General features: G+C 63.1%; 25 protein-coding genes and 1 tRNA gene. 16 read left to right on the forward strand and 10 right to left on the reverse strand.

Annotation, left to right across the window (positions count from 1 at the left end; all coding sequences use genetic code 11):
• The 8 genes from O0881_RS19065 to O0881_RS19100 all read left to right on the forward strand — a co-directional run bounded on the left by O0881_RS19065 (position 1) and on the right by O0881_RS19100 (position 7,415).
• Positions 1–816: an ABC transporter ATP-binding protein gene (locus O0881_RS19065; RefSeq protein WP_251349535.1), complete on the forward strand. Its 816-nt coding sequence runs from the start codon at positions 1–3 to the stop codon at positions 814–816.
• Positions 817–835: 19 nt separating this feature from the next.
• Positions 836–1,732, forward strand: coding sequence for a branched-chain amino acid ABC transporter permease (locus tag O0881_RS19070; RefSeq protein ID WP_198521486.1), 897 nt, complete (start codon positions 836–838; stop codon positions 1,730–1,732).
• Positions 1,733–1,786: 54 nt separating this feature from the next.
• On the forward strand, positions 1,787–2,845 hold the full coding sequence (locus O0881_RS19075; protein ID WP_034752817.1) for a branched-chain amino acid ABC transporter permease: 1,059 nt from the start codon (positions 1,787–1,789) through the stop codon (positions 2,843–2,845).
• A gap of 63 nt (positions 2,846–2,908) precedes the next feature.
• Positions 2,909–4,228 (forward strand): ABC transporter substrate-binding protein, encoded by a 1,320-nt coding sequence (locus O0881_RS19080; RefSeq protein ID WP_289912529.1) that lies wholly within the window; start codon positions 2,909–2,911, stop codon positions 4,226–4,228.
• A 68-nt stretch (positions 4,229–4,296) separates the two neighbouring features.
• Positions 4,297–5,142: an ABC transporter ATP-binding protein gene (locus O0881_RS19085; RefSeq protein WP_289899648.1), complete on the forward strand. Its 846-nt coding sequence runs from the start codon at positions 4,297–4,299 to the stop codon at positions 5,140–5,142.
• Positions 5,143–5,157: 15 nt separating this feature from the next.
• The gene (locus O0881_RS19090; protein WP_289912530.1) at positions 5,158–5,517 is read left to right on the forward strand and encodes an MmcQ/YjbR family DNA-binding protein; all 360 of its coding nucleotides are present in this window, start codon (positions 5,158–5,160) and stop codon (positions 5,515–5,517) included.
• Entirely contained in the window at positions 5,514–6,770 is a 1,257-nt protein-coding gene (locus tag O0881_RS19095) for an AMP-binding protein (RefSeq protein ID WP_289912531.1), read from the forward strand. The genes O0881_RS19090 and O0881_RS19095 overlap by 4 nt, the downstream gene beginning before the upstream one ends.
• A 63-nt stretch (positions 6,771–6,833) precedes the next feature.
• Positions 6,834–7,415 carry a hypoxanthine-guanine phosphoribosyltransferase gene (locus O0881_RS19100; RefSeq protein WP_099377742.1) on the forward strand — a complete coding sequence of 194 codons (582 nt, stop codon included), beginning with the start codon at positions 6,834–6,836 and terminating at the stop codon, positions 7,413–7,415.
• A gap of 48 nt (positions 7,416–7,463) precedes the next feature.
• Here O0881_RS19100 and O0881_RS19105 read toward each other — a convergent pair whose 3' ends face one another.
• The 3 genes from O0881_RS19105 to O0881_RS19115 form a co-directional block, all read right to left on the reverse strand.
• On the reverse strand, positions 7,464–8,417 hold the full coding sequence (locus tag O0881_RS19105; protein WP_289912532.1) for a nitronate monooxygenase family protein: 954 nt from the start codon (positions 8,415–8,417) through the stop codon (positions 7,464–7,466).
• A gap of 98 nt (positions 8,418–8,515) precedes the next feature.
• Entirely contained in the window at positions 8,516–9,439 is a 924-nt protein-coding gene (locus tag O0881_RS19110) for an MBL fold metallo-hydrolase (RefSeq protein WP_289912533.1), read from the reverse strand.
• An 8-nt stretch (positions 9,440–9,447) separates the two neighbouring features.
• Positions 9,448–9,681: a DUF1289 domain-containing protein gene (locus O0881_RS19115; RefSeq protein WP_289912534.1), complete on the reverse strand. Its 234-nt coding sequence runs from the start codon at positions 9,679–9,681 to the stop codon at positions 9,448–9,450.
• A gap of 277 nt (positions 9,682–9,958) precedes the next feature.
• Here O0881_RS19115 and O0881_RS19120 point away from each other — a divergent pair, with 277 nt between their 5' ends.
• Both O0881_RS19120 and O0881_RS19125 read left to right on the forward strand, forming a co-directional pair.
• Positions 9,959–10,372, forward strand: a complete 414-nt coding sequence (locus tag O0881_RS19120; RefSeq protein WP_034752801.1) for a CopG family transcriptional regulator — start codon at positions 9,959–9,961, stop codon at positions 10,370–10,372.
• A 54-nt stretch (positions 10,373–10,426) separates the two neighbouring features.
• Positions 10,427–11,680, forward strand: a complete 1,254-nt coding sequence (locus O0881_RS19125) for a PHB depolymerase family esterase (RefSeq protein ID WP_289912535.1) — start codon at positions 10,427–10,429, stop codon at positions 11,678–11,680.
• Here O0881_RS19125 and O0881_RS19130 read toward each other — a convergent pair.
• The 3 genes from O0881_RS19130 to O0881_RS19140 all read right to left on the reverse strand — a co-directional run bounded on the left by O0881_RS19130 (position 11,673) and on the right by O0881_RS19140 (position 16,205).
• Positions 11,673–12,824: a two-component system response regulator gene (locus O0881_RS19130; RefSeq protein WP_289912536.1), complete on the reverse strand. Its 1,152-nt coding sequence runs from the start codon at positions 12,822–12,824 to the stop codon at positions 11,673–11,675. The genes O0881_RS19125 and O0881_RS19130 overlap by 8 nt on opposite strands.
• 31 nt (positions 12,825–12,855) lie before the next feature.
• A complete protein-coding gene (locus tag O0881_RS19135) occupies positions 12,856–15,912 on the reverse strand; it encodes a response regulator (RefSeq protein WP_289912537.1) in 3,057 nt (1,018 codons plus the stop codon).
• Between the two features lie 95 nt (positions 15,913–16,007).
• Entirely contained in the window at positions 16,008–16,205 is a 198-nt protein-coding gene (locus tag O0881_RS19140; RefSeq protein WP_289912538.1) for a cysteine-rich CWC family protein, read from the reverse strand.
• Positions 16,206–16,436: 231 nt separating this feature from the next.
• Between O0881_RS19140 and argB the strand changes: the two genes are divergently transcribed.
• Positions 16,437–17,330, forward strand: coding sequence for an acetylglutamate kinase (argB, locus tag O0881_RS19145; protein ID WP_010393729.1), 894 nt, complete (start codon positions 16,437–16,439; stop codon positions 17,328–17,330).
• A 65-nt stretch (positions 17,331–17,395) separates the two neighbouring features.
• Positions 17,396–17,470 (forward strand) — tRNA-Thr (locus O0881_RS19150).
• Positions 17,471–17,615: 145 nt separating this feature from the next.
• On the opposite strand, the gene O0881_RS19155 is transcribed toward O0881_RS19150, so the two are convergent.
• Positions 17,616–18,485 carry a TraB/GumN family protein gene (locus tag O0881_RS19155; RefSeq protein WP_289912539.1) on the reverse strand — a complete coding sequence of 290 codons (870 nt, stop codon included), beginning with the start codon at positions 18,483–18,485 and terminating at the stop codon, positions 17,616–17,618.
• A gap of 95 nt (positions 18,486–18,580) precedes the next feature.
• Between O0881_RS19155 and O0881_RS19160 the strand changes: the two genes are divergently transcribed.
• The 3 genes from O0881_RS19160 to pabB all read left to right on the forward strand — a co-directional run bounded on the left by O0881_RS19160 (position 18,581) and on the right by pabB (position 21,859).
• Positions 18,581–19,315 carry a pyrimidine 5'-nucleotidase gene (locus O0881_RS19160; RefSeq protein WP_289912540.1) on the forward strand — a complete coding sequence of 245 codons (735 nt, stop codon included), beginning with the start codon at positions 18,581–18,583 and terminating at the stop codon, positions 19,313–19,315.
• 102 nt (positions 19,316–19,417) lie between these two features.
• On the forward strand, positions 19,418–19,993 hold the full coding sequence (gene slmA, locus O0881_RS19165) for a nucleoid occlusion factor SlmA (RefSeq protein ID WP_099665918.1): 576 nt from the start codon (positions 19,418–19,420) through the stop codon (positions 19,991–19,993).
• Between the two features lie 21 nt (positions 19,994–20,014).
• On the forward strand, positions 20,015–21,859 hold the full coding sequence (gene pabB, locus O0881_RS19170) for an aminodeoxychorismate synthase component I (RefSeq protein WP_289912541.1): 1,845 nt from the start codon (positions 20,015–20,017) through the stop codon (positions 21,857–21,859).
• An 84-nt stretch (positions 21,860–21,943) separates the two neighbouring features.
• Here the strand turns inward: pabB and O0881_RS19175 are convergent, their stop codons facing one another.
• Positions 21,944–22,303: a DUF1428 domain-containing protein gene (locus O0881_RS19175; protein WP_099665920.1), complete on the reverse strand. Its 360-nt coding sequence runs from the start codon at positions 22,301–22,303 to the stop codon at positions 21,944–21,946.
• A 116-nt stretch (positions 22,304–22,419) separates the two neighbouring features.
• Positions 22,420–23,013, reverse strand: a complete 594-nt coding sequence (locus O0881_RS19180) for a glutathione peroxidase (protein ID WP_289912542.1) — start codon at positions 23,011–23,013, stop codon at positions 22,420–22,422.
• A gap of 180 nt (positions 23,014–23,193) precedes the next feature.
• On the opposite strand from O0881_RS19180, the gene O0881_RS19185 reads away from it, so the two are divergent.
• Positions 23,194–24,321 (forward strand): poly(3-hydroxybutyrate) depolymerase, encoded by a 1,128-nt coding sequence (locus O0881_RS19185; RefSeq protein ID WP_289912543.1) that lies wholly within the window; start codon positions 23,194–23,196, stop codon positions 24,319–24,321.
• A 157-nt stretch (positions 24,322–24,478) separates the two neighbouring features.
• Here O0881_RS19185 and gabD read toward each other — a convergent pair whose 3' ends face one another.
• Positions 24,479–25,933 (reverse strand): NADP-dependent succinate-semialdehyde dehydrogenase, encoded by a 1,455-nt coding sequence (gabD, locus tag O0881_RS19190; protein WP_289912544.1) that lies wholly within the window; start codon positions 25,931–25,933, stop codon positions 24,479–24,481.
• Positions 25,934–25,993 lie beyond the last annotated feature (60 nt).

Consider the following 25,993-nt stretch of genomic DNA (forward strand, 5'->3'; position numbering starts at 1 on the left):
ATGCAAATGAATGAACCCGACGCCCATTTCGGCACGGCCCGCAAGACGGGTCCCGTGATCCTCGACCTGAAGAACATCTCGCTGTCGTTCGGCGGCGTGAAAGCCCTGACCGACATCTCGTTTGACGTCAAGCAGCATGAAATCCGCGCCATCATCGGCCCGAACGGCGCGGGCAAAAGCTCGATGCTCAACGTGATCAATGGCGTGTACCGTCCGCAGCAGGGAGAAATCATCTACCGGGGCGAACACCGGCGCGGCATGGACTGCTACCAGGCTGCCAAGTCCGGCATCGCGCGCACCTTCCAGAACATCGCCCTGTTCAAGGGCATGACGGTGCTGGACAACATCATGACGGGGCGCAACCTGAAGATGAAGTCGAATTTTCTCTTGCAAGCCCTGTACTGGGGCCCGGCGCGGCGCGAGGAAATCGAGCACCGCAAAAAGGCCGAGGAAATCATCGACTTCCTGGAAATCCAGGCCATCCGCAAGACGCCCGTGGGGCGCCTGCCCTACGGCCTGCAAAAACGGGTGGAGCTGGGCCGCGCACTGGTGGCCGAGCCCGAGATTTTACTGCTCGATGAACCGATGGCCGGCATGAACGTGGAAGAAAAGCAGGACATGTGCCGCTTCATCCTCGACGTCAACGACCAGCTGGGCACGACCATCGTGCTGATCGAGCATGACATGGGCGTGGTGATGGATATCTCCGACAGGGTCGTGGTGCTCGATTACGGCAAGAAGATCGGCGACGGCACACCCGACGAGGTGCGCAGCAACCAGGATGTCATCAACGCCTATCTCGGCGTGGCGCACTAGACGAGGAATAGCCATGAATATCAATTTTTTCTTTGAAGTGCTGATCGGCGGCCTGCTGTCGGGCGTCATGTACGCGCTGGTGGCGATCGGCTTCGTGCTGATCTACAAGGCTTCGGGCGTATTCAATTTTGCGCAGGGAGCGATGGTGTTTTTCGCCGCCCTCACCTGCGTCGGCATCATGGACAAGTTCGGCCTGTCGCTGTGGCTGGCGATCCCGCTGACGATGCTCACCATGATCGTACTGGGCATGGCCATCGAGCGCGTGGTCTTGCGCCCGCTCGTCAACCAGCCCGAAATCACGCTGTTCATGGCCACCATCGGCCTGACCTTTTTCATCGAAGGCCTGGCGCAGCTGATGTGGGGTTCGCAAGTGCACAAGCTGGACCTGCCCATCGAAGACGTGCCGATGCAATTCCTGATGGACCGCTTCGACATCAACATCTCGCAGTTCGACCTGATGGCGGCCGGCATCTGCGCGCTGCTGGTGATTTGCCTGGCCTTGCTGTTCTCGAAAACCAAGGTGGGCCGCGCCCTGCGCGCCGTCGCCGACGACCATCAGGCGGCACTGGCGGTCGGCATCCCACTGCAGCGCATCTGGGCTGTGGTGTGGGGCGTGGCGGGCCTGGTGGCCATGGTGGCCGGCTTGCTGTGGGGCGCGCGCAACGGCGTGCAATTCGCCCTCACCTTCATCGCCCTGAAAGCGCTGCCCGTGCTGATCCTCGGCGGCTTTACCTCGGTGCCGGGCGCCATCGTCGGTGGCCTGATCATCGGCGCGTCGGAAAAGCTGGCCGAAGTCTATCTGGGCCCCATGGTGGGCGGCGGCATCGAAGGCTGGTTCCCGTATGTGCTGGCCCTGCTGTTCCTGCTGGTGCGTCCGGAAGGCCTGTTCGGCGAGAAGATCATCCGGCGCATCTGACGCCGCACCGCCGCCGCATGATGCATACGACGCACCCATCACAAAGGACACTCCATGATTTACCGTGAAGCAGGACAATTCAAGACCAGCTACCAGGCTGACAACCAGATTTTCCCGATCCGACAAGACCGCCTGGCGCTGACGGCCACGCTCCTCGTCGCCGTCTTCCTCCTGCCGTATTTCGCCTCGCCCTACATGCTGTCGGCGATCCTGATCCCCTTCCTGATCTTCGCCCTGGCGGCGCTGGGCCTGAACATCCTGACCGGTTACGCGGGCCAGCTGTCGCTGGGCACGGCCGCCTTCATGGCCGTGGGCGCGTTCGCCTCGTATAACTTCATGGCCCGCCTGCCGGGATTGCCGCTGCTCGTGTCGTTCATCCTCGGCGGCCTGTGCGCGGCCATGGTGGGCATCGCCTTCGGTCTGCCCTCCCTGCGCATCCGCGGCTTTTACCTGGCCGCCTCCACCCTGGCGACGCAGTTTTTTGTCGTCTGGTGCCTGACCAAGATCCCGTATCTCACCAACTACAGCTCCTCGGGCGTGATCACGGTGCAGAAGATGACCATCCTCGGCTACCAGTTCGATACGCCGCAAAGCAAATACCTGCTGGTGCTGGCCATCGTGGCCGGCATGGCGCTGCTGGCCAAGAACATGATCCGCTCGAACGTGGGCCGCTCGTGGATGGCCGTGCGCGACATGGACATGGCGGCCGAGGTGATCGGTTTCCGCCTGATGCGCACCAAGCTGCTGGCGTTTGCCGTCAGCTCGTTCTACTGCGGCGTGGCCGGCGCGCTGTATGCATACGCCTACCTGGGCACGGTGGAACCGGAAGCGTACAACCTGGACCTGTCCTTCCGCATCCTGTTCATGATCATCATCGGCGGCGTCGGTTCGATCCTCGGTTCCTTCCTCGGCGCGGCCTTCATCGTGCTGCTGCCCGTCTTCCTGAACACCATCGCGCATGGGCTGGCATTGCCGACCAGCGTGGCCTCGAACCTGGAACTGATGGTATTCGGCGCGCTGATCATCTTCTTCCTGATCGTCGAGCCGCACGGCCTGGCCAGGCTGTGGCAGATCGCGAAGGAAAAGTTGAGACTCTGGCCCTTCCCCCATTAACGGTTTTACTTCGCAGTTGGATGTCGGTTCACTTGAATACCAAATAAAACAAGAGGAGACACAATGAAACACATCAAATCGCTCATGCTGGCCGCCGCCATCGCCAGTACCGCACTCACTATGGCCGGCAGCGCGCAGGCGCAGGACAAGGAGCAGTACATCGCCCTGCCATCCTACCGCGTGGGTCCCTACGCGGCCGGCGGCTCCGGTTTCTACGGCGGCATCATCGACTACTTCAACCTGGTCAACCAGGCCGGCGGCGTGAATGGCGTGAAGATCAGCTGGGAAGAATGCGAAACCGAATACAACCCCTCGCGCGGCGTCGAGTGCTATGAACGCCTGAAAACCAAGCAGGGCGGCGCCACCCTGGTCGAAACCCTGTCCACCGGCGTCGCCTACGGCATCCTGGACCGCGTAGCGCAAGACAAGATCCCCATGACGATGATCGGCTACGGCCGCTCGGACGCCGCCAACGGCAAAGTCTTCCCCTACGTGTATCCGCTGATCTCCAGCTACTGGAGCCAGGCCGCCGCCATGATCAAGTACCTGGGCGACAAGGATGGCGGCATGGACAAGCTGAAAGGCAAGAAAATCGTCCACCTGTACCACGATTCGGCCTTCGGCAAGGAGCCGCTGCCCGTGCTCGAAGCGCTGTCGAAACAGTACGGCTTCGAACTGGTGAAAATTCCCGTCGCGCCGCCAGGCAGCGAACAGCAATCGCAATGGCTGCAGATCCGCCAGGCCAAGCCGGACCACGTGATCCTGTGGGGCTGGGGCGTGATGAATTCCGTCGCCATCAAGACGGCGCAGCGCAACGGCTTCCCGCGCGACAAAATGCTGGGCGTCTGGTGGGCCGGCTCCGAGGAAGACACGATTCCATCGGGCGACGCAGCCAAGGGCTACACGGCGATGACGTTCAATACGCCGGGCAACTACCCCGTGCTCGACGACATCCGCAAGAAGCTCTACGCGTCCGGCAAGGGCAACCTGTCCGACCAGTCGCGCATCGGCTCCGTCTACCATATGCGCGGCGTGACGGCCGGCATCCTGTGGGTGGAAGCGATCCGCACGGCGCAGGAAAAATTCGGCAAGGGCAAACCGATCACGGGTGAGCAGATGCGCTGGGGCCTGGAAAACCTGAACGTCGACGATGCGCGCCAAAAAGCAGTGGGCGCGCTGGGCATGTTCCCCACCGTGAAGACCAGCTGCGACGACCATGAAGGCTCGGGCGCCGTAAAAGTGCAGCAGTGGGATGGCAAGAAGTGGACCGCCATCACACCGAAGTGGATCGTCGGCGACAAGGCCCTGGTGCGCAAGCTGGTCGAGGAATCCTCTGGCAAGTACGCGGAAGAGAAAAAGATCACGCCGGCGTGCATGAAGTAATGCCGTAGGCGAGAGGAACCGGACCGGCCAACGCCGGTCCCGTGTTGAACATTTTTAAAGAAGCAGCCATGACCCACACTGCCACGCAAGCCCCGCCCCAGGCGGAAACGCCGCCGCCCTACCTGTCGGTGAACAATATCGAAGTCATCTACGACCACGTGATCCTGGTCCTGAAGGGCGTGTCGCTGCAAGTGCCGCAAGGCAAGATCGTGGCGCTGCTGGGCGCCAACGGCGCCGGCAAGTCGACCACCCTGAAAACCATCTCGACCCTGCTGCGCGGCGAACGGGGCGACGTCACCAAGGGCGAAGTCCAGTTCAAGGGCGAGCGCGTGGATCAATTGACGCCGAATGAACTGGTGAAGCGGGGCCTGTCGCAAGTGATGGAGGGACGCCACTGTTTCGGTCACCTCACCATCGAAGAAAACCTGCTGACGGGCGCCTACACGCGCAGCCTGTCGCGCGGCGAGCTGAAAGACGCGCTGGACAAGGTGTATCACTACTTTCCGCGCCTGAAAACGCGGCGCAGCAGCCAGGCCGGCTACACCTCGGGCGGCGAACAGCAGATGTGCGCCATCGGCCGCGCGCTGATGGCCAAGCCATCGATGATTTTACTGGACGAGCCGTCGATGGGCATCGCGCCGCAGATCGTCGAAGAGATCTTCGGCATCGTCAAGGACCTGAACCACAAGGAAAACGTGTCTTTCCTGCTGGCCGAACAGAACACCAACGTGGCGCTGCGCTACGCCGACTTCGGCTACATCCTGGAAAACGGCCGCGTCGTGATGGAAGGGCAGGCCCAGGAACTGGCCAGCAACGAAGACGTCAAAGAGTTTTACCTGGGCGTGTCCAGCGCCGGGCGCAAGAGCTTCCGCGACATGAAGTTCTACCGCCGCCGCAAGCGCTGGCTGGCCTGACGCAGGAGGCAAGTCATGGACCTGGAACGGGCGAAGCAAGTGTGCCGCAGCTTTCGCGGCGCAACGCAAGACATCAAATGGAGCAACGTGCTGGCGTTTTGCGTCGGCGGCCGGATGTTCGCGCTGTGCGGCGCGGAAGCGCACAGCACGCGCGGCATGAGCTTCAAGGTCGATGCGGAACGCTTCCTGGAATTGACGGACCGCCCCGGTTTTCGCCCGGCGCCCTACTTGGCGCGGGCCAAATGGGTGCTGGTCGCCAGCCCGGACGCCCTCGACGACGACGAAATGGCCGCCCTGCTGCAGCGCTCATACAGCCTGATTATTGCGGGGCTGACGAAAAAAATGCAACGTGACATTGGAGAATCCGCAACATGACCGATACGCTCGACAGTCTGGAAGCACGCGCCCCCGAGGCGCGCGAACGCGAATTGATGGCCGGCCTGCCGCAGCTGATCGCGCGCGCACAACAGGCGCCGGGCTGGGCCCGCATCCTCGATGGCGTCAATGCAGCCGACATCACCAGCCGCGCCGCGCTGGCGCAGCTGCCCGTGACGCGCAAGTCCGACCTCAAGCAATTGCAGCACACGCAACTGCCGTTCGGCGGCTTAAACACGACGCCAAAGAACGCCCTGTCGCGCGTGTTCGTCTCGCCCGGCCCCATCTTCGATCCCGAAGGCCGCGGCCCCGACTGGTGGCGCTTCGCGCGCCCCATGTATGCGGCCGGCGTGCGCGCCGGCGGCCTGCTGCAGAACTGTTTTTCGTACCACTTCACGCCGGCCGCCTTCATGGTCGAAGGCGGCGCCGCGCGCATCGGCTGCACCGTCATCCCGGCCGGTATCGGCCAGACGGAAATGCAGGTGCAGGCGATGGTCGACCTGAAGCCCGACACGTATATCGGCACGCCGTCATTCCTGAAACTGATCATCGAGAAGGCCCGCGAAATGGGCGCCGACATCAGCAGCGTCACCAAGGCCGTGATGGGTGCGGAAGCCTTGCCCGAATCGCTGCGCAGCTGGTTTGCGGAGAACGGCGTGCCGCACGTGTTCCAGACCTATGCCTCGGCCGACATCGGCAGCATCGCCTATGAAACGGCCAGCAATGGCAAGCTCAATCCCGGCATGGTCGTTGACGAAAACGTGCTGCTGGAAATCGTCCATCCGGGCAGCGGCATTCCCGTCGCGCCGGGCGAAGTAGGCGAAGTGGTCGTCACCGTCTTCAATGCCGACTACCCGCTGATCCGCTTCGCCACGGGAGACTTGTCCGCCGTGCTGACGAACGCGCCGGAGTCGCCGTGCGGCCGCACGAATACCCGCATCAAGGGCTGGATGGGGCGCGCGGATCAAACCACCAAGGTGCGCGCCATGTTCGTGCATCCGTCGCAGGTGCATGAGATTGCACGCCGCCACCCGCACATCAAAAAAGCACGGCTGGTGGTATCGGGGCGCATGGCCAACGACGAGATGACTTTACATTGCGAAGTCGACGATCCGCTCGACACCAGCGGCACCGAAGCCATCATCGGCTCGATCCGCGAACTGACCAAGCTGCGCGGCGACGTGGTGCTCGTGGCCGTGGGCAGCCTGGCGCAGGATGGGAAAATCATCGACGACATGCGCGATTACAAATAAGGCCGATTTGCGGGATAATACCGGCATTGACCATCAGCCCCATTCATCGCCATGCAAGAGTCCATGCAAGAATTTCATCACAACCGTGCCCGTGACCTGATCAAGAACGCGGAACTGCTGTTCGACCAAGACGCCGTGCAGGCGTCGATCACGCGCATGGCCGATGTGCTCAACACGCGCTTCAACGCCGAAGATTCGAAAGAGTTCCCGCTGGTGCTGGGCGTGATGGGCGGCGCCGTCGTCTTTACGGGCAACCTGCTGCCGCAACTGAGCTTTCCGCTCGAATTCGACTACATCCACGTGAGCCGCTACGGCGACGACGACAAGGGTGGCGAAGTGGTGTGGAAAGTCATCCCCCGCTCGAATGTAGCGGGCCGCACCGTCATCGTGCTCGACGATATTCTCGACGAAGGCGAAACCCTGGCACACGTCAAGCAGCGCCTGCTGGACATGGGCGCTTCGGAAGTGATCCTGGCCGTGTTTGCCGACAAGGCCATCGGCAAGAAAAAACCGGTTCAAGCCGACATCGTCGGCCTGGTGATCCCGAACCGCTTCGTCGTCGGCTTCGGCATGGATGCCTATGGCTACTGGCGCAACCTGCCGGGCCTGTGGGCCATCAAGCCTGAGGATTTGAAGCAGGAATAAGGATGGCTTGGATGACGCGGCATGCCGCGTCATCCGGCAGCAGCAGAGTTACAGCTTCAACCGCGCGCGCGCCGCATCATATTCGGCCTTCAGGCGCGCCACCATCTCTTCCACGCTCGGCACGTCGTCCATCAAGCCCACGCCCTGACCCGCGCCCCAGATGTCGCGCCAGGCCTTGGCGCTGCCCGAGCCGAAATTCATCGCGCTCTTGTCCGCTTCGGGCAAGGCTTCCGGATCGAGTCCGGCCGCTTCGATCGATTTTTTCAGGTAATTGCCGTGCACGCCCGTAAACAGGTTCGTGTAGACGATGTCCGCCGCGCTGGAATCGACGATGGCGTCGCGGTAGCCGTCGCTGACGTTCGATTCCTTGGTCGCCAGCCAGCGTGAACCGATGTAGGCGAAATCGGCGCCCATCGCTTGCGCGGCCAGCACGGCGTCGCCCGTGGCGATGGAACCGGACAGCGCCAGCGGGCCGTCGAAGAATTTGCGCACCTCGCCCACCAGCGCGAACGGCGACAGGGTACCCGCGTGGCCGCCGGCGCCGCTGGCCACCAGGATCAAGCCATCGACACCCGCTTCCAGCGCCTTTTTCGCGTGCCGGATCGAAATCACGTCATGCAACACGATGCCGCCATAGCTGTGGATGGCATCGAGCATTTCCTTGGGCGGCGCGCGCAACGAGGAAATGATGATGGGGATCTGGTGTTTCACGCACACTGCCACGTCATGCGCGAGGCGGTCGTTCGACTGGTGCACGATCTGGTTGACGGCGATCGGCCCGACTTTCTTGTCCGGGTTGGCGGCCTGGAAAGCGGCCAGCTCGGCCTGCAAGTCCGTGAGCCAGGTGTCGAGCAATTCGGCGGGACGCGCATTCAGGGCCGGGAAGGAACCGACGATGCCGGCCTTGCACTGCGCCGCGACGAGGGCCGGGCCGCTGGCGATGAACATCGGCGAGGCGATAACGGGTAAGGAGAGGTTTTGCAACGCAACAGGCAATGCCATGGCGGACTCGCTGGAAAGTTGATCGGACGTAAAAAACACTGAACGTTGATTATAGTGCAGAAAAAGTACGATCGTGCTGAATTTATCGCGCCGACGCTTCAACCCTCGTTGAGCAAGTACTCACCCTCGACGCGCGCCGCTACGGCCCTCACCAGCTGGGACACGGCCCACTCGGCCAGCGCGGCCGCCTCCTGGCGCAGGAAGCGCCGGTTGGCTTCTTCGAAGACGGGCATGCCGCGCAACAGGGCCGGTATATCGGCGAGGGCGATGCGCTGGCGTTCCAGCAGCAGGAATTTCAGCAGCACCTTCACGGCGTTCTGCGCATTGCGCACGGGATCGGACGCCAGGTAATCGAGGCGCGAATACGCGCGCTGCAGGGCGCCGGCGGCATCCGTGAATGGCCGCCCGTGGCCGGGGATCACCACGCGCACGTCCAGGCTGGCGATCAGGTCCAGGGTGGCGCGCGCCTCCAGAAAGCCGGAGCCGCCATCGAGTTCCGGAAAGATCACGCCGAAGCCGTTTTCCCACAGAGCGTCGGCGGAAATCAGGATGCCCTCCTGGGCGCAGTAAAAAATCAGCGAGTGCGGGTCGTGGCCGGGCGCGCCCAGCGCCTGCCAGCGCATGTCGGCCAGGGTGAAGGTGTCTCCGGGCGAGACGGTGGCATCAAAGCCGAAGCGCGGGCATTGCTGGCCCGTGGCCTGGAAGCTGAGGGCATCCACATCCCACGCGCGCACCTTGTCCGCTTCCGATACGGGAATGGCCGTATGGCAGCCGTATTCGGCTTGCAGCAGCGCGTTGCCGCCGCAATGGTCGGAGTGCAGGTGCGTATTGAACAAGCGGTCCAGCGGCCGGCCCGCCAGACTGTGGCGCAGCAGCGCCAGGGTTTGCGGCGCATGCGTGACATAGCCGCTGTCGATCAGGGCCGTGTCGTCCCTGCCCTGGAACAGGATGTTATTCGACGACAGCCAGCCGCGTTCGAACACCTGAATGGAATCGGGGAACAGCGCTGGCGATCGCGGCATGGGCTTCCTCAGTAATCGGGCTCGAAGTCGAGCAGGGATTCGCGTCCAGGCAATTCGGCCAACACGGCGCGCTTAAAGTCGTCGTCGGCCTTGCTCCAGGCGATGATCTCGTCGAGCGTGCGCAAGCAGCCTTCGCACAAGCCGCTGTTGCGGTTCATCTTGCACAGACTGACGCAGGGCGACGGCACCGGCGACGGCAAAGTGAGCGGAGCGGCTGGCGGAGGTGGGGTAGCGACCATCATGGAGCGGCATCGGTAAACGTGAAGGCATTCATTATGCCGCGAAACCGCGCCGGCGAGTCGGCGGCATCGCCCTGCAATGACACTTTCAACATACTTTCCGACTAAAAAGTAACCAAAAATATATCTTTTGAAAATTTATTTTACGGCCCGTCTCACTCTGCGGGAGCCCGTCCTACAGCGTGATCAGGCCAGATCCTGCTTGACTTGAGATATTTCAGAACTATACTACCATCCATACAGATGGCAATTGGATGCCACGTGGAGTTTTTGGAGAGATATGGCCAAGCAAGACAGCAAGCCCAAAATTGGGGAATCCGAGAAAATCACGATCAACCTCGGCTTGATCGACCTGGGGCAGATCGATTTGCTGGTCCAGGAGGGATTTTATTCCAACCGCACGGATCTGATCCGTACGGCCATACGCAACCAACTGGGTACGCACGCCGACGTGGTGAAACAGACCGTCGCCCGCAAAAGCCTGGTATTGGGCATGCAGCATTATTCGCGCGCCGACCTGGAAGCGATCCAGGCAGCCGGCCAGCGTCTGCAGATACAGGTGCTGGGACTGGCCAGCATCGCCAGCGACGTCTCCGTGGAGCTGGCACTGGCCACCATCGAGTCGATCTTCGTATTAGGTGCCCTGCACGCCAGCACCGTCGTCAAGACGGCGCTCGCAGGGCGAATTCACTAGCGTATTGGTTCGCGGCGATGACCCGGCCGATGCGCGGCACCGTTAAGGATGGTCATGAAACTACCTCTCAACATGTTGGCGCAGATGCGCGCCGCAACCCGCAATCTGTTGGGCAGCGGTCCCGCCGCCGCCACCGAAGCGATCCAGCAGGCGCTGTCCGCCGCCGGCCTGGCGCCGCAGGCGGCGTCCACACAGCAGCCGCCGATGCGCGATATCAATCAGCCACCTGCGCCACCACCGGCGCAACCATCTGCGGCAGCGCAACCGCAAGCTGACGCCGCGCCCCCCACACCCGCGCAGGCGGCGCAGGACTTCGCGCAGGATTTCATGGCGCGCCTGGGCGTGCCGGCAGGCCTGGGCCAGCACAGCTTCGACATGCCCAGCTTCGAGCTGCCAAACTTCCACCCGTCCGGCTTCAACGCGCCGGCCGCCACGCCGGCGGACATACCCGCCGGCGCGCAATTCATCGACGGCGTGTACCGCAACCATGCGGGCACGCGTTCGTACAAGCTGTATATCCCCAGCAGCTATCATGGCCAGGCCATGCCGCTGATCGTCATGCTGCATGGCTGCACGCAGAACCCCGACGATTTCGCCGCCGGCACGCAAATGAATGCGCTGGCAGAAGAAAAGGAGTGTTTTGTCGTCTACCCGGCGCAGACGCAGGGCGCCAACAGTTCGCGTTGCTGGAATTGGTTCAACGCCATCGACCAGCAGCGCGACCAGGGCGAACCGTCGCTGATCGCCGGCATCGCCCGGCAAGTCATCGACGACTACCCGGTCAACGAGCGCGAAGTGTTTGTCGCCGGCCTGTCGGCGGGCGGCGCCATGGCCGTGATCGTCGGCACCCTGTACCCCGACCTGTTCGCCGCCGTCGGCGTGCATTCGGGTCTGCCTTTCGCTTCGGCGCAGGACTTGCCGTCGGCGCTGGCCGCCATGAAGGGCGGCGCCATGCCCAATGCCCAGCGCAAGGCGCCAGCGGGCGGCGTGCCCATCATCGTCTTCCACGGCGACCGAGACACCACCGTCAACCCGCGCAATGGCGATGAACTGATCGCCCAGGGCGTGCGCAGCCAGGCGGGCGGCAAGGCGGCCAAGGCCGCTTCCGTCGATGGCAGCGTGCCGAATGGCCACCGCTACACGCGCACCACGCACAGCCAGGCCGATGGCTCGCCACTGGGCGAACACTGGGTCATCCACGGCGCCGGCCATGCCTGGTCCGGCGGCAGCGATAACGGCAGTTACACGGACGGCAAAGGGCCGGACGCCAGCCGAGAGATGCTGCGCTTCTTCAAGACCGTCAGCTGATGTTCTCGGCGAAGGGCGCGATCTGCCGCTGCTTGTCGGCGATCTCGCACACGCCGTCGGCATAGCGGTGGGAGATGGCGATGAACTGGTCCTGGATTTCCAGGAAAGCGTCGACGATCTCGGCGTCGAAATGCGAACCGCGCCCCTCGACGATGATCTGCACGGCCTGCGCATGGTCCATGCCCTGCTTGTAGATGCGCCGGCTGATCAGGGCGTCATACACGTCGGCCAGCGCCATCAGGCGCGCCGAAATCGGGATGTCTTCGCCAGCCAGGCCTTGCGGGTAGCCGCTGCCATCCCATTTTTCATGGTGGCTGTAGGCGATCTCCTTGGCGTACTTGAGGAAATCGACTTCGATGCCCAGCTCGTGCTCGGCCGCCAGGATGGCGTCGCGCCCGAGCGTGGTATGCGTCTTCATGATGGCCATTTCGTGCGGCTCGAAACGTCCCGGCTTGAGCAGGATATGGTCGGGAATGCCCACCTTGCCGATGTCGTGCAGCGGCGCCGTCTTGAACAGCAGTTCGATATTCTTGTCCGTCAGAAAATCGCGGAAACGCGGCAGGCCGCGCACTTTCTCGGCCAGCGCTTTCAGGTAATGCGAGGTGCGGCGGATATGGTTGCCCGTCTCGCTGTCGCGCGTCTCGGCCAGCGAGGCCATGGCGTGGATGGTGACGTCCTGCAGCGCCGCCACTTCCTGCACGCGGCGCTCCACTTCCGTTTCCAAATACTGGTTCTGGTCGCGCAAGAAATCCTGCATCTGCTTCATCGCCAGCTGCGTCCTGATGCGCGCCAGCACGATGGGCGCCGAAATCGGCTTGGTGATGTAGTCGACGGCGCCCAGCGCCAGACCCAGCTGCTCGTCGGCCACTTCGCTCATGGCGGTGACAAAAATCACGGGGATGCCGGCCGTGGCGGGATCGGCCTTCAGCGCGCGGCACACATCGTAGCCGCTCATGCCCGGCATCATGATGTCGAGCAGGATCAGGTCGGGCTGGTCGCTGCCGGCGGCGATCTTCAGGGCGCGTTCGCCATTGACGGCGATCTTGGTGCGGTAATCGTCTTCCAGCACCGCGCGCAGCAGGTCGATATTGTCTGGCGTGTCGTCGACCACCAGAATGGTTGGCTTGCTTGCCGGCGCTCTCATGCCCGTCCTTCGCTCTGCATAATTATCCTTGTCACAGTGTCAGCTCCAGCGCATCGGCCACCTCGCCCAGCTGCGCCAGCGCACCTTCGAAATCGTATTGTCCCAGCATGCGCTTCAACTGGCGCGCGTGTTCCGCCTGCCCGGCCGCGACCAGCACCGGGCCGATACCGTCCAAGTGCTTGACGGCCTGCGCATCGTCCTGCAGCAGCAGCTGCGACAATTCGCGCAAGCCCGCCTCCAGGTGCGCCCGATCCACCGCCGCCACTGGCGCCACCGCCGCGCCGCCCGCCTCGGCCACATTGCCGCGCGACTGCATGGCCAGCACGATCTTCGGCACCAGCTCGTCGAGCGCCAGGGTGCATGCGGCCAGCGCCTGCGGCAAGCCGTCGTGCGAACCCAGGCTGAGCAAGTGCTCGACCCGCGCGGCGCTGTCGGCCAGGCCGCCGGCGCCGATATTGCCGGCCAGGCCCTTCAGGGTATGCGCTTCGCGGATTGCCGTCTCGAGCTGGTTGTTCTCGATGGCGGCAACGATGCGCTGCATGGCGTCGAACTGGGTTTCCACAAAACGGTCCAGCAATTTTCGCATCAAAACGGCATTGCCGCCCACGCGACGCATGGCTTCCGCCATTTTCAGGCCGGCGATCACGGGCAACTCCGCTTCCGGATGCGCCACCACCGCCGTCATTGCCTGCGGCGTGGCCGGCGCGATCCAGCGTGCCAGGGTACCGAACAACTGCGCCACGTCGATCGGCTTGGCGATGAAATCGTTCATGCCGGCATCCAGGCATTTTTCCTTGTCGCCCACCATGGCATTGGCCGTCATGGCGATCACGGGCAAATTCGAATAACGGGGATCCTGGCGCAGCTTGCGCGTCGCCTGGTAGCCATCCATCACCGGCATCTGGCAATCCATCAGCACGCCGTCATAGGCGTTTTCCTCGATCTTCGCCAGCGCGATGGCACCATTGCCCGCGATGTCGACGCGGATGCCGGCGTCGTTGAGAATATGCTGCGCCACTTCCTGGTTGACTTCATTATCCTCCACCAGCAGCAGCCACGCGCCGCGCAAGGCGCGCTCGTCGTCGCGGTAGCTGCTCTGGCGCTGCGTCTTGCGGCTCTGCCCCGTCACGCCGCCAAACACGAACGATATCTGGTCGAGCAGGGTCGAGGCGCTGACCGGCTTGTTCAATACGCCGTCGAACGGCAAGTCCCGCTGGCGCGCCGCCTCCAGCAGCGCTTCGCGATGGAAGGCCGTGACCATGATGCAGGCCGGCGTCGCATCGATGCCGGCGGCATCGGCGCGGATGCCGGCCAGGGTATCGAGGCCGTTCATGCCCGGCATTTTCCAGTCCATCAGCACCAGTCCGTACCCTCGCCCCTCGGCGCGCGCCTGCGCCACGGCGCCGATGGCCAGCACGCCGCCAGACACGGCACGCGCCTCGAAGCCCAGCGCCGTCAGCATGCTGACGAAGATTTCACGCGCGCTGGGGTTGTCATCGACCACCAGCACGCGCAGGCCCTGGAATTGCTGCTGATGCTGCAGTTGCGACAGGCTGTCGCGCGGCACGGCGGCCAGGCCGAAGCGGGCCGTGAAGAAGAAGGTGCTGCCCACGCCCGCTTCGCTGACCAGGTCGATCTCGCCTTCCATCATTTCCACCAGGCGCTTGCTGATGGTCAGTCCCAGGCCCGTGCCGCCATGGTGGCGCGTGGTCGAGGTGTCGGCCTGGGTAAAGGCCTGGAACAATTTGCTGCGCTGGGGCGGCGTGAGGCCGATGCCCGTGTCGCGCACATCGACGCGCAAGACAGCCGCATGTTCTTCCAGCTGCTGCAGGCGGATGCTGACGACGATCTCGCCCTTGTCCGTAAACTTGATCGCGTTGTTGGTCAGGTTGATCAGCACCTGGCCCAGGCGCAGCGGGTCGCCCTGCAAGGCGTTCGGCACATCGGGGGCGATGTCGAACAGCAGTTCGAGCCCCTTGTCCTGGGCGCGCATCACGGACAGGTCGGCGATCTGCGCCAGCACGTCCTCGAGGAAGAAATCGACTTTTTCAAAGGCCATCTTGCCCGCCTCGATCTTCGAGAAATCGAGGATGTCGTCGATGATGGCCAACAGGTTCTTCGAAGCCGATTCCACCTTCTCCAGATAGTTGCGCTGGGTCGACGTGAGGTCCGTCTGCAGTGCCAGGTGGGTCATGCCGATGATGCCGTTCATCGGCGTGCGGATCTCGTGCGACATATTCGCCAGGAAGTCCGACTTCATCTTGGTCGCATCCTCGGCCACTTCGACGGCGTGGCGCAGGTCCTGCTCGACGGCCAGGCTGGTGCTCATGTCCTTGAGCGCCTGCAGCAATTCGCCCGTCTCGTCGCGCGACGTTACTTCGATGACGGAACTGAGGTCGCCATTGGCCACGCGCGTGGCGATCGCCACCGCCTCGCCCAGCGGACGCGTGATCGAGCGCGCCGACCAGGCAAAGGCGAGACCGGTCAGCAGGGCTGCCAGGCCGATGCCGCCCATCAGCAGCAGCGAGGTATCGATGTCGTTGCGTATCCGGGCCGCGCTGTCGCGGATCAGTTGCTGCTGCAAGTCATCGAGCTGGCTCACGTACAGCAGCACTTTTTCCAGCACCGGCAAGGTCTGCGTCTGCATGGCCTGCTCGGCGCGGGCATCCTCGCCGCGCTCGACCAGTTCGAACATCGTCTTGAGCGACACGTAGTAGTCGGCGCGCGCCAGGTGCATCTGTTCCAGCAAGCGCCGCTCCTCCGGCCGCGCATCGAGACCGTCGAGGATGCGCACCTGCTCATCGATGCCCTGCTTGATCACCTCCAGGCGCGCCTGGTTCGCCTGGCGCAGCGCCGGCTCGTGCTGGCTCGGCAGGTTGCCGATGCGCGTGGCCGCCTCGCGCGCCAGTCCGTGGATCTTGCTGGTGGCCTTGGCGGCGACCCAGTCGCGCTGCAGGATATCGTCGGTCTCGGCGCGGATAGCATAGATGCGGCTCCCCGCCAGGACGATGACGACCAGCATCAGCACGATCAAAATGGCATAACCGGCATTGATGCGCACGCCGATGCGGATATCCCTGAAGCGCATAACTTTCCTGTAAGAAATTCTTAAAAATCGAAGTCTGAACGTATTCCCCTACAAAATGCAAGGTCTTTTGCAAAGGAAAAAGCGCGCCGATGCGCTTATTTGGCCGGCGTTGCTGCCGGAGGGGTCAAGACGGCGATGCGCTCTTGCAGGCAGGCGGGGCACCAGCAGCCCACGGCGGTGCTGCCGGGCACGGGAACGGCAGGCGGCAGGTCCACGCACCAGCAGGGCTCCTTGGCGTCCGGATCAAGCTGACCACACTGGAAGGTGGCGCCGCACAGGCTGCATACGCTCATGGCTGTGTTTGAATTGGCAAGTATGTGTCCTGCCGCGCCGGGATGCGACGCAGATGTAACGGGCAGTAAAAGGGCTGGCTGGGGGACATATCGGGCCAGACTATAGGATCATCAGGGAAAATACAACAAGATCGCCCTATAATGCCTCCAAGATTTTCTTCTTCCCTGTAAAATCTCACAAATCTATTTTCCGGACTCGCCATGAATCAACTAGCTAACTTGAACCTGGACATGAATGACGACTTGACGGCGGTGTCGCCACAAATCAAGGCGCAGATTCTGGCCGAGGCCCTGCCCTACATCCGCAATTTCCATGGCAAGACCATCGTCATCAAGTACGGTGGCAATGCCATGACGGACGAACGCCTGAAGCACGGCTTCGCGCGCGACGTCATCCTGCTCAAGCTGGTCGGCATGAACCCGGTCGTGGTGCACGGCGGCGGACCGCAGATCGACAACGCGCTGAAAAAAATCGGCAAGCAAGGCACCTTCGTGCAAGGCATGCGCATCACCGATGAAGAAACCATGGAAGTGGTGGAGTGGGTGCTGGGCGGCGAAGTGCAGCAGGATATTGTCATGCTGATCAACCATTACGGCGGCCAGGCCGTGGGCCTGACGGGCAAGGATGGCGGCTTGATCCGCGCGCGCAAGATGCAGATGCCGGACCGCGAACATCCGGGCGAATTCCTCGACATCGGCTTCGTCGGCGAGATCGACGCGATCAACCCGGCCGTCGTCAAGGCGCTGCAGGACGACGCCTTCATTCCCATCATTTCGCCGATCGGTTTCGGCCAGGATGGCCAGGCCTACAACATCAACGCCGACGTGGTAGCCGGCAAGATCGCGGAAATCCTGAAAGCGGAAAAGCTGATCATGATGACCAACATCGCCGGCGTCCAGGACAAGCAGGGCAACCTGGTAACCGACCTGTCGGCGCGCGAAATCGACGAGATGTTCGCCGACGGCACGATCTCGGGCGGCATGCTGCCGAAGATCTCGTCCGCACTCGACGCCGCCAAGTCCGGCGTGAACACGGTGCACATCATCGACGGCCGCATCGAACACTCATTATTGCTGGAAGTGTTGACCGAGCAAGCTTTTGGTACTATGATCCGTTCGCACTAAAAAAATCGCAATGCATCACAGCGAGTAGTTTGGCGGCGCAGATCACCTGGCGCCGCTTTTAATTTGCCCTTGTAGCTCAGTGGTAGAGCACTCCCTTGGTAAGGGAGAGGCCACGTGTTCGATCCACGTCAAGGGCACCAGTATCCTTTCCCCGCAGCTGAAAAAATTTCCATGGCGGCGTTGTACTGCCTCGCCGTACATGCGTACTGTCTTCGTCAGTACGCCTTGCCCTGAACACTTTTCCATCTGCTCTGCCGCCGTTTGTTGCGCGGCTAAGCCACCAGTTCAATACACCCGCTCGACCTTCAAGCCCTTCTGACGCAATAAATCCGGAACACTTTTCGTGCCCACCAAATGCAGCACGCCGATGGCGGCCAGGCTGGACTTTTCGCGCGCCAGCAACCTGGCGATGCCGTCGGCCAGGGCGGGGTTGCGGCCATCCAGCAACACCTTTTGCACGAACTGGGCGGCGAACGACGGGTCTGTCGCTGCCTTGGCGGCCAACCTGTCGAAGGCGGCCGCGTCGGCCGTGCGCCAGGCGTTGGCGATCTCGCGCGCTTCCTGGCTTTGTTCCTGGTCCTCGATCGACGCCACGCCGTCTTCCAGGAAGCGGCACTGGTCGGCCGGCGACATGGCGCCGAACAGCGCCATCTGGCCTTCCATCGACTCGAGTTCCACCACGGGGATCTTGCGCGCCTTGGCCTGCTGCGACAGATAACTGTCGACGGCCAGGTCGGAACGGTAGCCCAGGGTGGAAAACTCGCCGATGGCCAGCATGCTGGCCAGCATCCACGGCTTCATCGGCGCCACCGATTCGGCTGGAATGCCGTATTTTTGCAACAGCGGCGCCAGGCGCGGGGCCAGGGTCTGGCGGCAATCAAGCGGTACTTGGCTGCCCGGCGCCTCCATGCCGTACTTCAGCACGGCGCCCAGGGCGGCGCGCGGGTCGGCGCCGGGATCGATCTCCAGCGCCAGCGCGCCAGCCTGGTGCAGCGCCTGCGTCACGGTCGGCTCGAGCGGATAAAAATCGGGCGCGCCGACGTGGATGGTACCGAACAGATACAGGGTATGGCTGGCGTCCTGCACCTTGAACAGGGCACCCCGGTTTTGCGCCGCGGGCGGCGCTTCGGCAAAGGCCGCCGGCAACGGCAGCAAGAATAATCCGCAAAACATCACTATAATCTGGCGTCGCATGGTTTTCCTGATTGTTGAATTTTTCATCTTGCTTATCATCTTGCCTAAAGACTCCTGTGCCTGTGTCCCATCTTAACCGCTCGTCGCCGGTCTGGCTGTTTGACCTCGACAACACGCTGCACAATGCCTCGCACGCCATCTTCCCCGCCATCACGGCCAATATGAACACGTATATTGCCCGCGTGCTGGGCGACGGCGTGACGCCGGCCGACGACGCCATCGTCAATACGGCGCGCGCGGCCTACTGGCGCCGCTATGGCGCCACCTTGCTGGGCATGGTCAAGCACCATCAGGTACAGGCAGCGCATTTTTTGCACGAGACGCACGCGTTCGACGATTTGCGCGCCATGATCCGCGCCGAGCGGGGGCTGGGGGCTTTACTCAAACGCCTGCCTGGCCGTAAAATTTTACTCACCAACGCGCCGCTGCGCTATTCGAGCGACGTGATGCGCCACCTGGGCTTGCGCCAGCATTTTTCGCAGCATATCGCCATCGAGGCGATGCATGTGCACCGCCAGCTGCGGCCCAAGCCATCGACCCTGATGCTGCGCAAACTGATGCGCAAGCACCAGATCCGCCCTGGCCGCTGCATCTTGGTGGAAGACACCCTGGCCAACCTGAAGGGTGCGAAAAAACTGGGCCTGCGCACGGCATGGGTCACGCAATACCTGAAAATGGCGGATCCGATCGGCGTGGCGAAGTTGCCCAAGGCGTTAAATCGCCCCGCTTACGTCGATGTCAAAGTAAAATCTGTCCGGCATTTGGCACGCCGCCTTCACCGTCTGCGTTGAAGGGGACTCCTGGGCTTCCGGTTGACGCCGGAAGCCGCACCGCTAGCGGCGGTGACGGACCTCCCCATCAAGGCAGCATTTTTTTTAACGACAAGAGAAAATATGGCAAGCACACCGCCGGGCCAACGCAGGCTACAAATTCTTCAGGCCCTCGCCGCAATGCTGGAGCAGCCGAAAGGCGAAAAGATCACCACTGCCGCACTGGCGGCCAGACTGGCCGTGTCGGAAGCGGCCCTGTACCGTCATTTCGCCAGCAAGGCGCAAATGTTCGAAGGGCTGATCGAATTTATCGAGTCGAGCGTTTTCGGCCTGATCAACCAGATCGCGGAAAAGCACAGCGACGGCATGACGCAAACGCGCGACATCGTCGGCATGCTGCTCAATTTCGCCATCAGCAATCCGGGCATGACACGCGTGCTGATCGGCGATGCGCTGGTCAATGAGGACGAGCGCCTGCAAGTGCGCATGAACCAGTTCTACGACCGCGTGGAACTGGCGCTCAAGCAGGCCTTGCGCGTGGCTGCCGCCGAAGGCCATGGCAAGGAAAGCGAAGTGGCGGCGCGCGCCACCCTGATCGTCGGCTTCGTCATCGGACGCTGGCACCGCTACGCCAAGAGCGGCTTCAAGATCAATCCCTCCCAGGAAGCGGCGCTGCAAATCGCCATGCTGCTGGGGTAAGTCACCGCCGCGGCTGTCCCCATGCATACCGACTGTTTCGCCCTGCTCGACGACGCCAGCACCCCGGGCGCCGGTTCGCGCCTGTACACGGGCCTGGCGGCGGTCTTGCAATGCACCGAGGGGCAGGCCTGGCCCGAGTTGCTGGAAGGCCTGCAAGACGCCTTACATCGCGGCCAGTACGCCGTCAGCGTGTGCAGCTACGAGCTGGGGGCGCATTTGCTGGCCATGCCGCCGCGCGCGGCAGGCATCGACGCGCCGCCGCTGGCGCAAGTGCTTGTCTTCGACCATTGCACGCAGCTGTCGCAGGACGAGGTGGCGCAGTGGCTGGGGGCGCGCGTCCACGCCGACGCCACGCCAGCCGGCGTGGCCGATATCCGCGCGAATGTGGAACAAGCCGAATTCACGCGCGCGCTTGACCGCATCCACGACTACATCGTGGCCGGCGACACCTATCAGGTCAACTACACGTATCGCTTGCGCTTCGACGCCTTCGGCTCGCCCCTGGCCCTGTATGCGCGGCTGCGCGCGCGTCAGCCCGTGCCCTACGGCGCGCTGGTGATGCTGCCCGATGGCGGCGCCTTGCTGTCGCTGTCGCCGGAACTGTTCGTGCGCCATGCACAGGGCGAGTTGATGGCGCGCCCCATGAAAGGCACCGCGCCTGCCGCCCCTGCCGACCAAACGGCAGAAAATATGCGCCGCGCCAGTGCCCTGGCCAATGACTCGAAGAACCGCGCGGAAAACCTGATGATCGTCGACCTGCTGCGCAACGACATCGGCCGTATCGCCGTCACCGGCTCCGTCAAGGTGCCGGCCCTGTTCGAGGTGACGCGCTACAGCAGCGTGCTGCAAATGACCTCCACCGTGCAGGCGCGCCTGCGCGACGACGCCAGCCTGGCCGACATCTTCCAGGCCTTGTATCCGTGCGGCTCGATCACGGGCGCACCGAAACGCCGTACCATGGAAATCATCGCCGAACTGGAGCCGGCGCCGCGCGGCATCTATACGGGCGCCATCGGCTGGTTCGACCCTCCTGCCGCCGGCGCTACCCACGCGGTGGGCGACTTTTGCATGTCCGTGCCGATCCGCACCCTGGCCTTGCAGCCGGCTGGCCCTGACGGCATCCGGCGCGGCGAGATGGGCGTGGGTGCCGGCATCGTGCTCGACAGCGACCCGCACGAGGAATTTGCGGAGTGCCAGCTCAAGGCCCGCTTCCTGACGGGGCTGGCCAACGACTTCGAACTGTTCGAGACCCTGCACGCCAGCCGCACCGGCGGCTGCCGCCAGCAGGAGCGCCACCTGGCACGCCTGGCCGCCTCCTGCGCGTATTTCGGTTTTGCCTGGAGTGAGAGTGCCGCGCGCACCGCGCTGCAGGCGGCCTGCGCGGCGCGCCCCGACGACGCGCCCTTCCGCCTGCGCCTGGCGCTACGCCAGGATGGCCAGTGCACGACGCAAAGCGGCCCCCTCACCGCCCTGCCGGACACGGTAACCATCCTGCTGGCACCCGACGCCACGACTGCCGGCGACCTGTTCCTGCGTCACAAGAGCAGCGTGCGCGCACGCTACGACGCGGCCTGGCGCGCAGCCGAGGCGCGAGGCAGCTTCGACATGCTGTTCTTTAACGAACGGGGCGAACTGACGGAAGGCGGGCGCAGCAATGTCTTCGTCCGCCTCGATGGCCGCTGGCATACGCCGCACCTGTCCTGCGGCCTGCTGCCCGGCGTGCAACGCGCCGCCATGCTGGCCGATCCCGCCTGGGATGCGCAGGAAACCATCATCACGCGGGCCATGCTGGCACAGGCCGAAGCGATCGTCGTGTGCAATGCGCTGCGCGGGGCGTTACCGGCGCATATTATCGCTAGCGCCTGAAACAGTTCAAGGCAAGGCGCATTGCCGAAGGCAGTGCAACTGCACGACGAGGCATTGCAACGCCACCATGGACTGTTTCAGCCGCTAGAGATCCACCTGCATTTCATAACCACCGTAAATCATCCGCTTGCCATCGAACGGCAGCTTGGCCGGATCCATCATCTCGGCCAGGCGCGGGTCTTTCATGACCTTGTCGTTGATTTCATCGCGCTTGGCGCGCGACGCATACACGATCCAGGAAAATACCACCACTTCGCCATCCTGCAAGTCCACCGCTTGCGGGAACGACGTCAGCTTGCCTGGCTTGACATCGTCGCCCACGCATTCGCGAAATTCCAGCGCGCCGTACTCGCGCCAGATGGCGCCGCAACTGCGCGACATGGCCAGGTAGGCTTCGAGCTTGGCTTTCGGTACGGGCACCACAAATCCATCGACATACGCCATGATGTTCTCCTTGGTTGTGACAAACGCGAACAACCAGCTTAGGACAATGATGGCAAGACGACAAGCGCGGCATTAAAAAAAAAGCAGGCGATCAAGCCTGCTTGCGTGTCGGCAACTTACAGCGCCAGCGCTTTTTCCACCGCGCCAACGAGTTTCTTGTCGTCCGGCGTCACCTTGCTGGGGAAGCTTTCCACCACTTTACCGTGGCGGTCGATCAGGTATTTGTGGAAATTCCAGGCCGGGGTCTTGCCCGTCTGCTTGATCAAGTCCACGTACAGCGGATTCGGCGCAGGGCCGGAGACCACCGATTTGGCGAACATGGGAAACTTCACGCCATAGGTGTTGTAGCAGAAATCGGCGATTTCCTTGCTGTTGCCCGGCTCCTGCTTGCCGAAATCGTTCGACGGGAAGCCCAGCACCACCAGGCCCTTGCTGCCGTACTTGGCGTACAGCGCCTCGAGCCCTTCATATTGATTGGTAAAACCACAATAACTTGCCGTATTGACCACTAGCACCACCTTGCCCGCGTACTGGCACAGGTTTTGCGGCGCTTCATCCTGCAGGCGGTTGAAGGTCTGCTTGAGAATCGCGGGGCAGGCGGCAGGCGCGACGGCAGCTGTAGCGGTTTCAGCGGCATGGGCCGGCATGGCCAGGCTGGCGCCGGCGGCAAGGGTGGTGAGCGCAAACAGCTGGGCAAGAGTCTTGGACATGAAGGGCACCATGGTTGAACGGAAAAAACCATTCTATGTCAAACGCCGCGCGCGCGCATAAGGGCCACAAGAACAGCAATTGCTTGAGCGACATCAACGATAGTGCAGTACTTGCCCATCGCACAGTTTTTTTACCTATGCTCGGCCTTCCTATCCCATTTCTTGCCTTGTGGAGTCGCCATGCCCTTCCCGCACCTGACCGCATTACCCACCGCCCTGCTGGCCGCCAGCCTGCTCACCCTGGCGCCAGGCGGCGCGCTCGCCGCCACGGCCGCCAAAGCTGCCAAGCCCGCCGCGACCAGGGATGCTCCCGCCCTGCCCGGCTACCAGGCTGACCTGAGCCAGACCACCGTGTCCGGCCTGTCCTCGGGCGGCTTCATGGCGGCGCAGTTTGCCGTCGCCTACTCGGCCACGGTGGCCGGCGCCGGCATCATCGCGGGCGGCCCGTATTTCTGCTCGGGCCAGCCGGGCCGCTTCCCCTACATCCCCTATCTGACGAATGCCCTGACCACCTGCATGAATCCGGGCAGCGCGCAGGTGGCGCCGCCTGTCGCCAGCGAATTGCTGCGCGCGGCGAACGACTTCGCGCGCGCCCGCCTCATCGACGACACGGCCAACCTGAAACGCCAGCGCGTGTATCTGTTCAGCGGAACAAAAGACCAGACCGTGACGCGGCCGGTAGTGGAACAGGTAGGGAAATTCTATGCGCTGGCGGGCACGCCGGCCGAGCAGATCCTCTTCGTCGACAATATCGGCGCAGGCCATGCCATCATCACGGACAACAATCAGGACAAGGCTTGCGATGTAACGGCGTCGCCCTTCATCAATGACTGCGACTTCGTGCAGGCGCGCGACATCCTGCAGCACCTGTATCCGGACCTGCAGCCCGCGTCGACCACGCTGACGGGCAAGCTGATTGCCTTCAACCAGCGCAGCTTCATCCAGAACGCGTACTCGAGCATGAACAATACGGGCTACGCCTACATCCCGAAAGCCTGCGACAGCGAGAGCTGCCGCGTGCACGTGGTCTTCCACGGCTGCTTGCAAACGACGCAAGCCATCGGCGACCGTTTCTATACCAGCACCGGCTACAACCAGGTGGCGGACGCCAACAAGATCATCGTGCTGTATCCGCAGGCCGAACCGAGCCCCGTCTACCCGTACAACCCGAAAGGCTGCTGGGATTTCTGGGGCTACACCAGCATCAATCCGATCGACCCGGACTTCTACCGCAAGAGCGGCACGCAGATGGAAGCGGTCAAGGGCATGCTGGACAGGTTAGGATCGGTTCGTAACAGCCGTCGATAACGGACGTCACGAATGCTTAAGAAAATCGTAGCGAGCGGCAACGAGGCTCGGCGCCCCCATCTGGCTAAGAAGCGCAGCTGTACTGAGTACGGGGCCGCCGAGGCAGCGCGCATCGCAGGCCGGAAAGCGCGCCGCGCAGTAGATTTAATCAAGCATCCTAGATACCGCCCATGCAGATGTACTTGATGACGAGATAGTCTTCGATACCGTAGGTCGACCCTTCACGGCCCAGGCCCGATTGCTTGACGCCGCCGAAGGGGGCGATCTCGTTCGAGATCAGGCCCGTATTGACGCCGACCATGCCCGTTTCCAGGCCTTCGGCCACACGCCAGATGCGGCCGATGTCGCGCGAATAGAAGTAGGCGGCCAGGCCGAATTCCGTGTTGTTGGCCAGGGCGATGACTTCATCGTCCGTCTTGAAGCGGAACAGGGGCGCCAGCGGGCCGAAGGTTTCCTCGGTGGCCACGCGCATGTCGTTCGTCACGTCGGCGATGATGGTCGGCTCGAAGAAGCCGTTGCCCAGCGCATGGCGCTTGCCGCCAGCGAGCAGGCGGCCGCCCTTGCCCAGCGCGTCGGCCACGTGTTCTTCCACCTTGGCGACGGCCTTGGCGTCGATCAGCGGGCCTTGCGTGACGCCCACCTCGATGCCATTGCCCACCTTCAGCTTGGCCACGGCCGCCACCAGCTTGTCGGCAAACGCGTCATACACGCTGTCCTGCACGTACAGGCGGTTGGCGCACACGCAGGTCTGGCCGGCGTTGCGGTATTTCGAGGCGATGGCGCCTTCCACGGCCGCATCCAGGTCCGCGTCGTCGAAGACGATGAACGGCGCATTGCCGCCCAGTTCCAGCGACAGTTTCTTGATCGTTGGCGCGCACTGCTCCGCCAGCAGGCGGCCCACCTGGGTCGAACCCGTAAACGTCAGCTTGCGCACGATCGGGTTCGACGTCATTTCGCCGCCGATTTCTTTCGGCGCACCCGTGACGATGCTGAACACGCCAGCAGGCACGCCTGCGCGCTCGGCCAGCACGGCCAGCGCCAGCGCGGAAAACGGCGTTGCTTCAGCCGGTTTCAGGACCATCGGGCAGCCGGCGGCCAGGGCCGGGCCGACTTTGCGGGTGATCATGGCAGCGGGGAAGTTCCACGGCGTGATGGCGGCGCACACGCCGATCGGCTCCTTGGTGATGACCAGGCGGCGATCCGGCCACGGCGACTGCAGCGTATCGCCCGCAACGCGCTTGCCTTCTTCGGCAAACCACTCGATGAACGAGGCACCGAACTGCACTTCGCCCTTCGCTTCCGGCAGGGGCTTGCCCTGCTCGGTGGTCATGATCAGCGCCAGGTCGTCGGCGTTTTCCAGAATCAGGTCATGCCAGCGGCGCAGCACGGCCGCGCGCTCCTTGGCCGTCTTCTTGCGCCAGGCAGGCCAGGCGGCATTGGCCGCCTCGATGGCGCGGCGCGTCTCGGCGGCGCCCATCAGGGGCACCGTGCCGATATGCTCGCCCGTGGCGGGATTGCTCACATTAATCGTCTGGCCACCATCGGCATCGACCCAGGCTCCATTTACGTAAGCCTGGTGACGCAACAAGGTAGGATCTTTCAACTGCAGCATATGCATCTCCGGTCTGGTTTGAATTATCGACGAGGGATACTATGCCACAGCGCGGCAGAT

The sequence above is a fragment of the Janthinobacterium sp. SUN100 genome (genome assembly GCF_030397705.1).
GTDB lineage: Bacteria > Pseudomonadota > Gammaproteobacteria > Burkholderiales > Burkholderiaceae_D > Janthinobacterium > Janthinobacterium kumbetense.

Excerpts from the sequence above, each read along its gene's own strand:
- O0881_RS19065 (WP_251349535.1), top strand. The coding sequence starts at position 1 with ATGCAAATGAATGAACCCGACGCCCATTTCGGCACGGCCCGCAAGACG.
- O0881_RS19075 (WP_034752817.1), top strand. The coding sequence starts at position 1,787 with ATGATTTACCGTGAAGCAGGACAATTCAAGACCAGCTACCAGGCTGAC.
- O0881_RS19080 (WP_289912529.1), top strand. The coding sequence starts at position 2,909 with ATGAAACACATCAAATCGCTCATGCTGGCCGCCGCCATCGCCAGTACC.
- O0881_RS19085 (WP_289899648.1), top strand. The coding sequence starts at position 4,297 with ATGACCCACACTGCCACGCAAGCCCCGCCCCAGGCGGAAACGCCGCCG.
- O0881_RS19090 (WP_289912530.1), top strand. The coding sequence starts at position 5,158 with ATGGACCTGGAACGGGCGAAGCAAGTGTGCCGCAGCTTTCGCGGCGCA.
- O0881_RS19095 (WP_289912531.1), top strand. The coding sequence starts at position 5,514 with ATGACCGATACGCTCGACAGTCTGGAAGCACGCGCCCCCGAGGCGCGC.
- O0881_RS19100 (WP_099377742.1), top strand. The coding sequence starts at position 6,834 with ATGCAAGAATTTCATCACAACCGTGCCCGTGACCTGATCAAGAACGCG.
- O0881_RS19105 (WP_289912532.1), bottom strand. The coding sequence starts at position 8,417 with ATGGCATTGCCTGTTGCGTTGCAAAACCTCTCCTTACCCGTTATCGCC.
- O0881_RS19110 (WP_289912533.1), bottom strand. The coding sequence starts at position 9,439 with ATGCCGCGATCGCCAGCGCTGTTCCCCGATTCCATTCAGGTGTTCGAA.
- O0881_RS19115 (WP_289912534.1), bottom strand. The coding sequence starts at position 9,681 with ATGATGGTCGCTACCCCACCTCCGCCAGCCGCTCCGCTCACTTTGCCG.
- O0881_RS19120 (WP_034752801.1), top strand. The coding sequence starts at position 9,959 with ATGGCCAAGCAAGACAGCAAGCCCAAAATTGGGGAATCCGAGAAAATC.
- O0881_RS19125 (WP_289912535.1), top strand. The coding sequence starts at position 10,427 with ATGAAACTACCTCTCAACATGTTGGCGCAGATGCGCGCCGCAACCCGC.
- O0881_RS19130 (WP_289912536.1), bottom strand. The coding sequence starts at position 12,824 with ATGAGAGCGCCGGCAAGCAAGCCAACCATTCTGGTGGTCGACGACACG.
- O0881_RS19135 (WP_289912537.1), bottom strand. The coding sequence starts at position 15,912 with ATGCGCTTCAGGGATATCCGCATCGGCGTGCGCATCAATGCCGGTTAT.
- O0881_RS19140 (WP_289912538.1), bottom strand. The coding sequence starts at position 16,205 with ATGAGCGTATGCAGCCTGTGCGGCGCCACCTTCCAGTGTGGTCAGCTT.
- argB (WP_010393729.1), top strand. The coding sequence starts at position 16,437 with ATGAATGACGACTTGACGGCGGTGTCGCCACAAATCAAGGCGCAGATT.
- slmA (WP_099665918.1), top strand. The coding sequence starts at position 19,418 with ATGGCAAGCACACCGCCGGGCCAACGCAGGCTACAAATTCTTCAGGCC.
- pabB (WP_289912541.1), top strand. The coding sequence starts at position 20,015 with ATGCATACCGACTGTTTCGCCCTGCTCGACGACGCCAGCACCCCGGGC.
- O0881_RS19175 (WP_099665920.1), bottom strand. The coding sequence starts at position 22,303 with ATGGCGTATGTCGATGGATTTGTGGTGCCCGTACCGAAAGCCAAGCTC.
- O0881_RS19180 (WP_289912542.1), bottom strand. The coding sequence starts at position 23,013 with ATGTCCAAGACTCTTGCCCAGCTGTTTGCGCTCACCACCCTTGCCGCC.
- O0881_RS19185 (WP_289912543.1), top strand. The coding sequence starts at position 23,194 with ATGCCCTTCCCGCACCTGACCGCATTACCCACCGCCCTGCTGGCCGCC.
- gabD (WP_289912544.1), bottom strand. The coding sequence starts at position 25,933 with ATGCTGCAGTTGAAAGATCCTACCTTGTTGCGTCACCAGGCTTACGTA.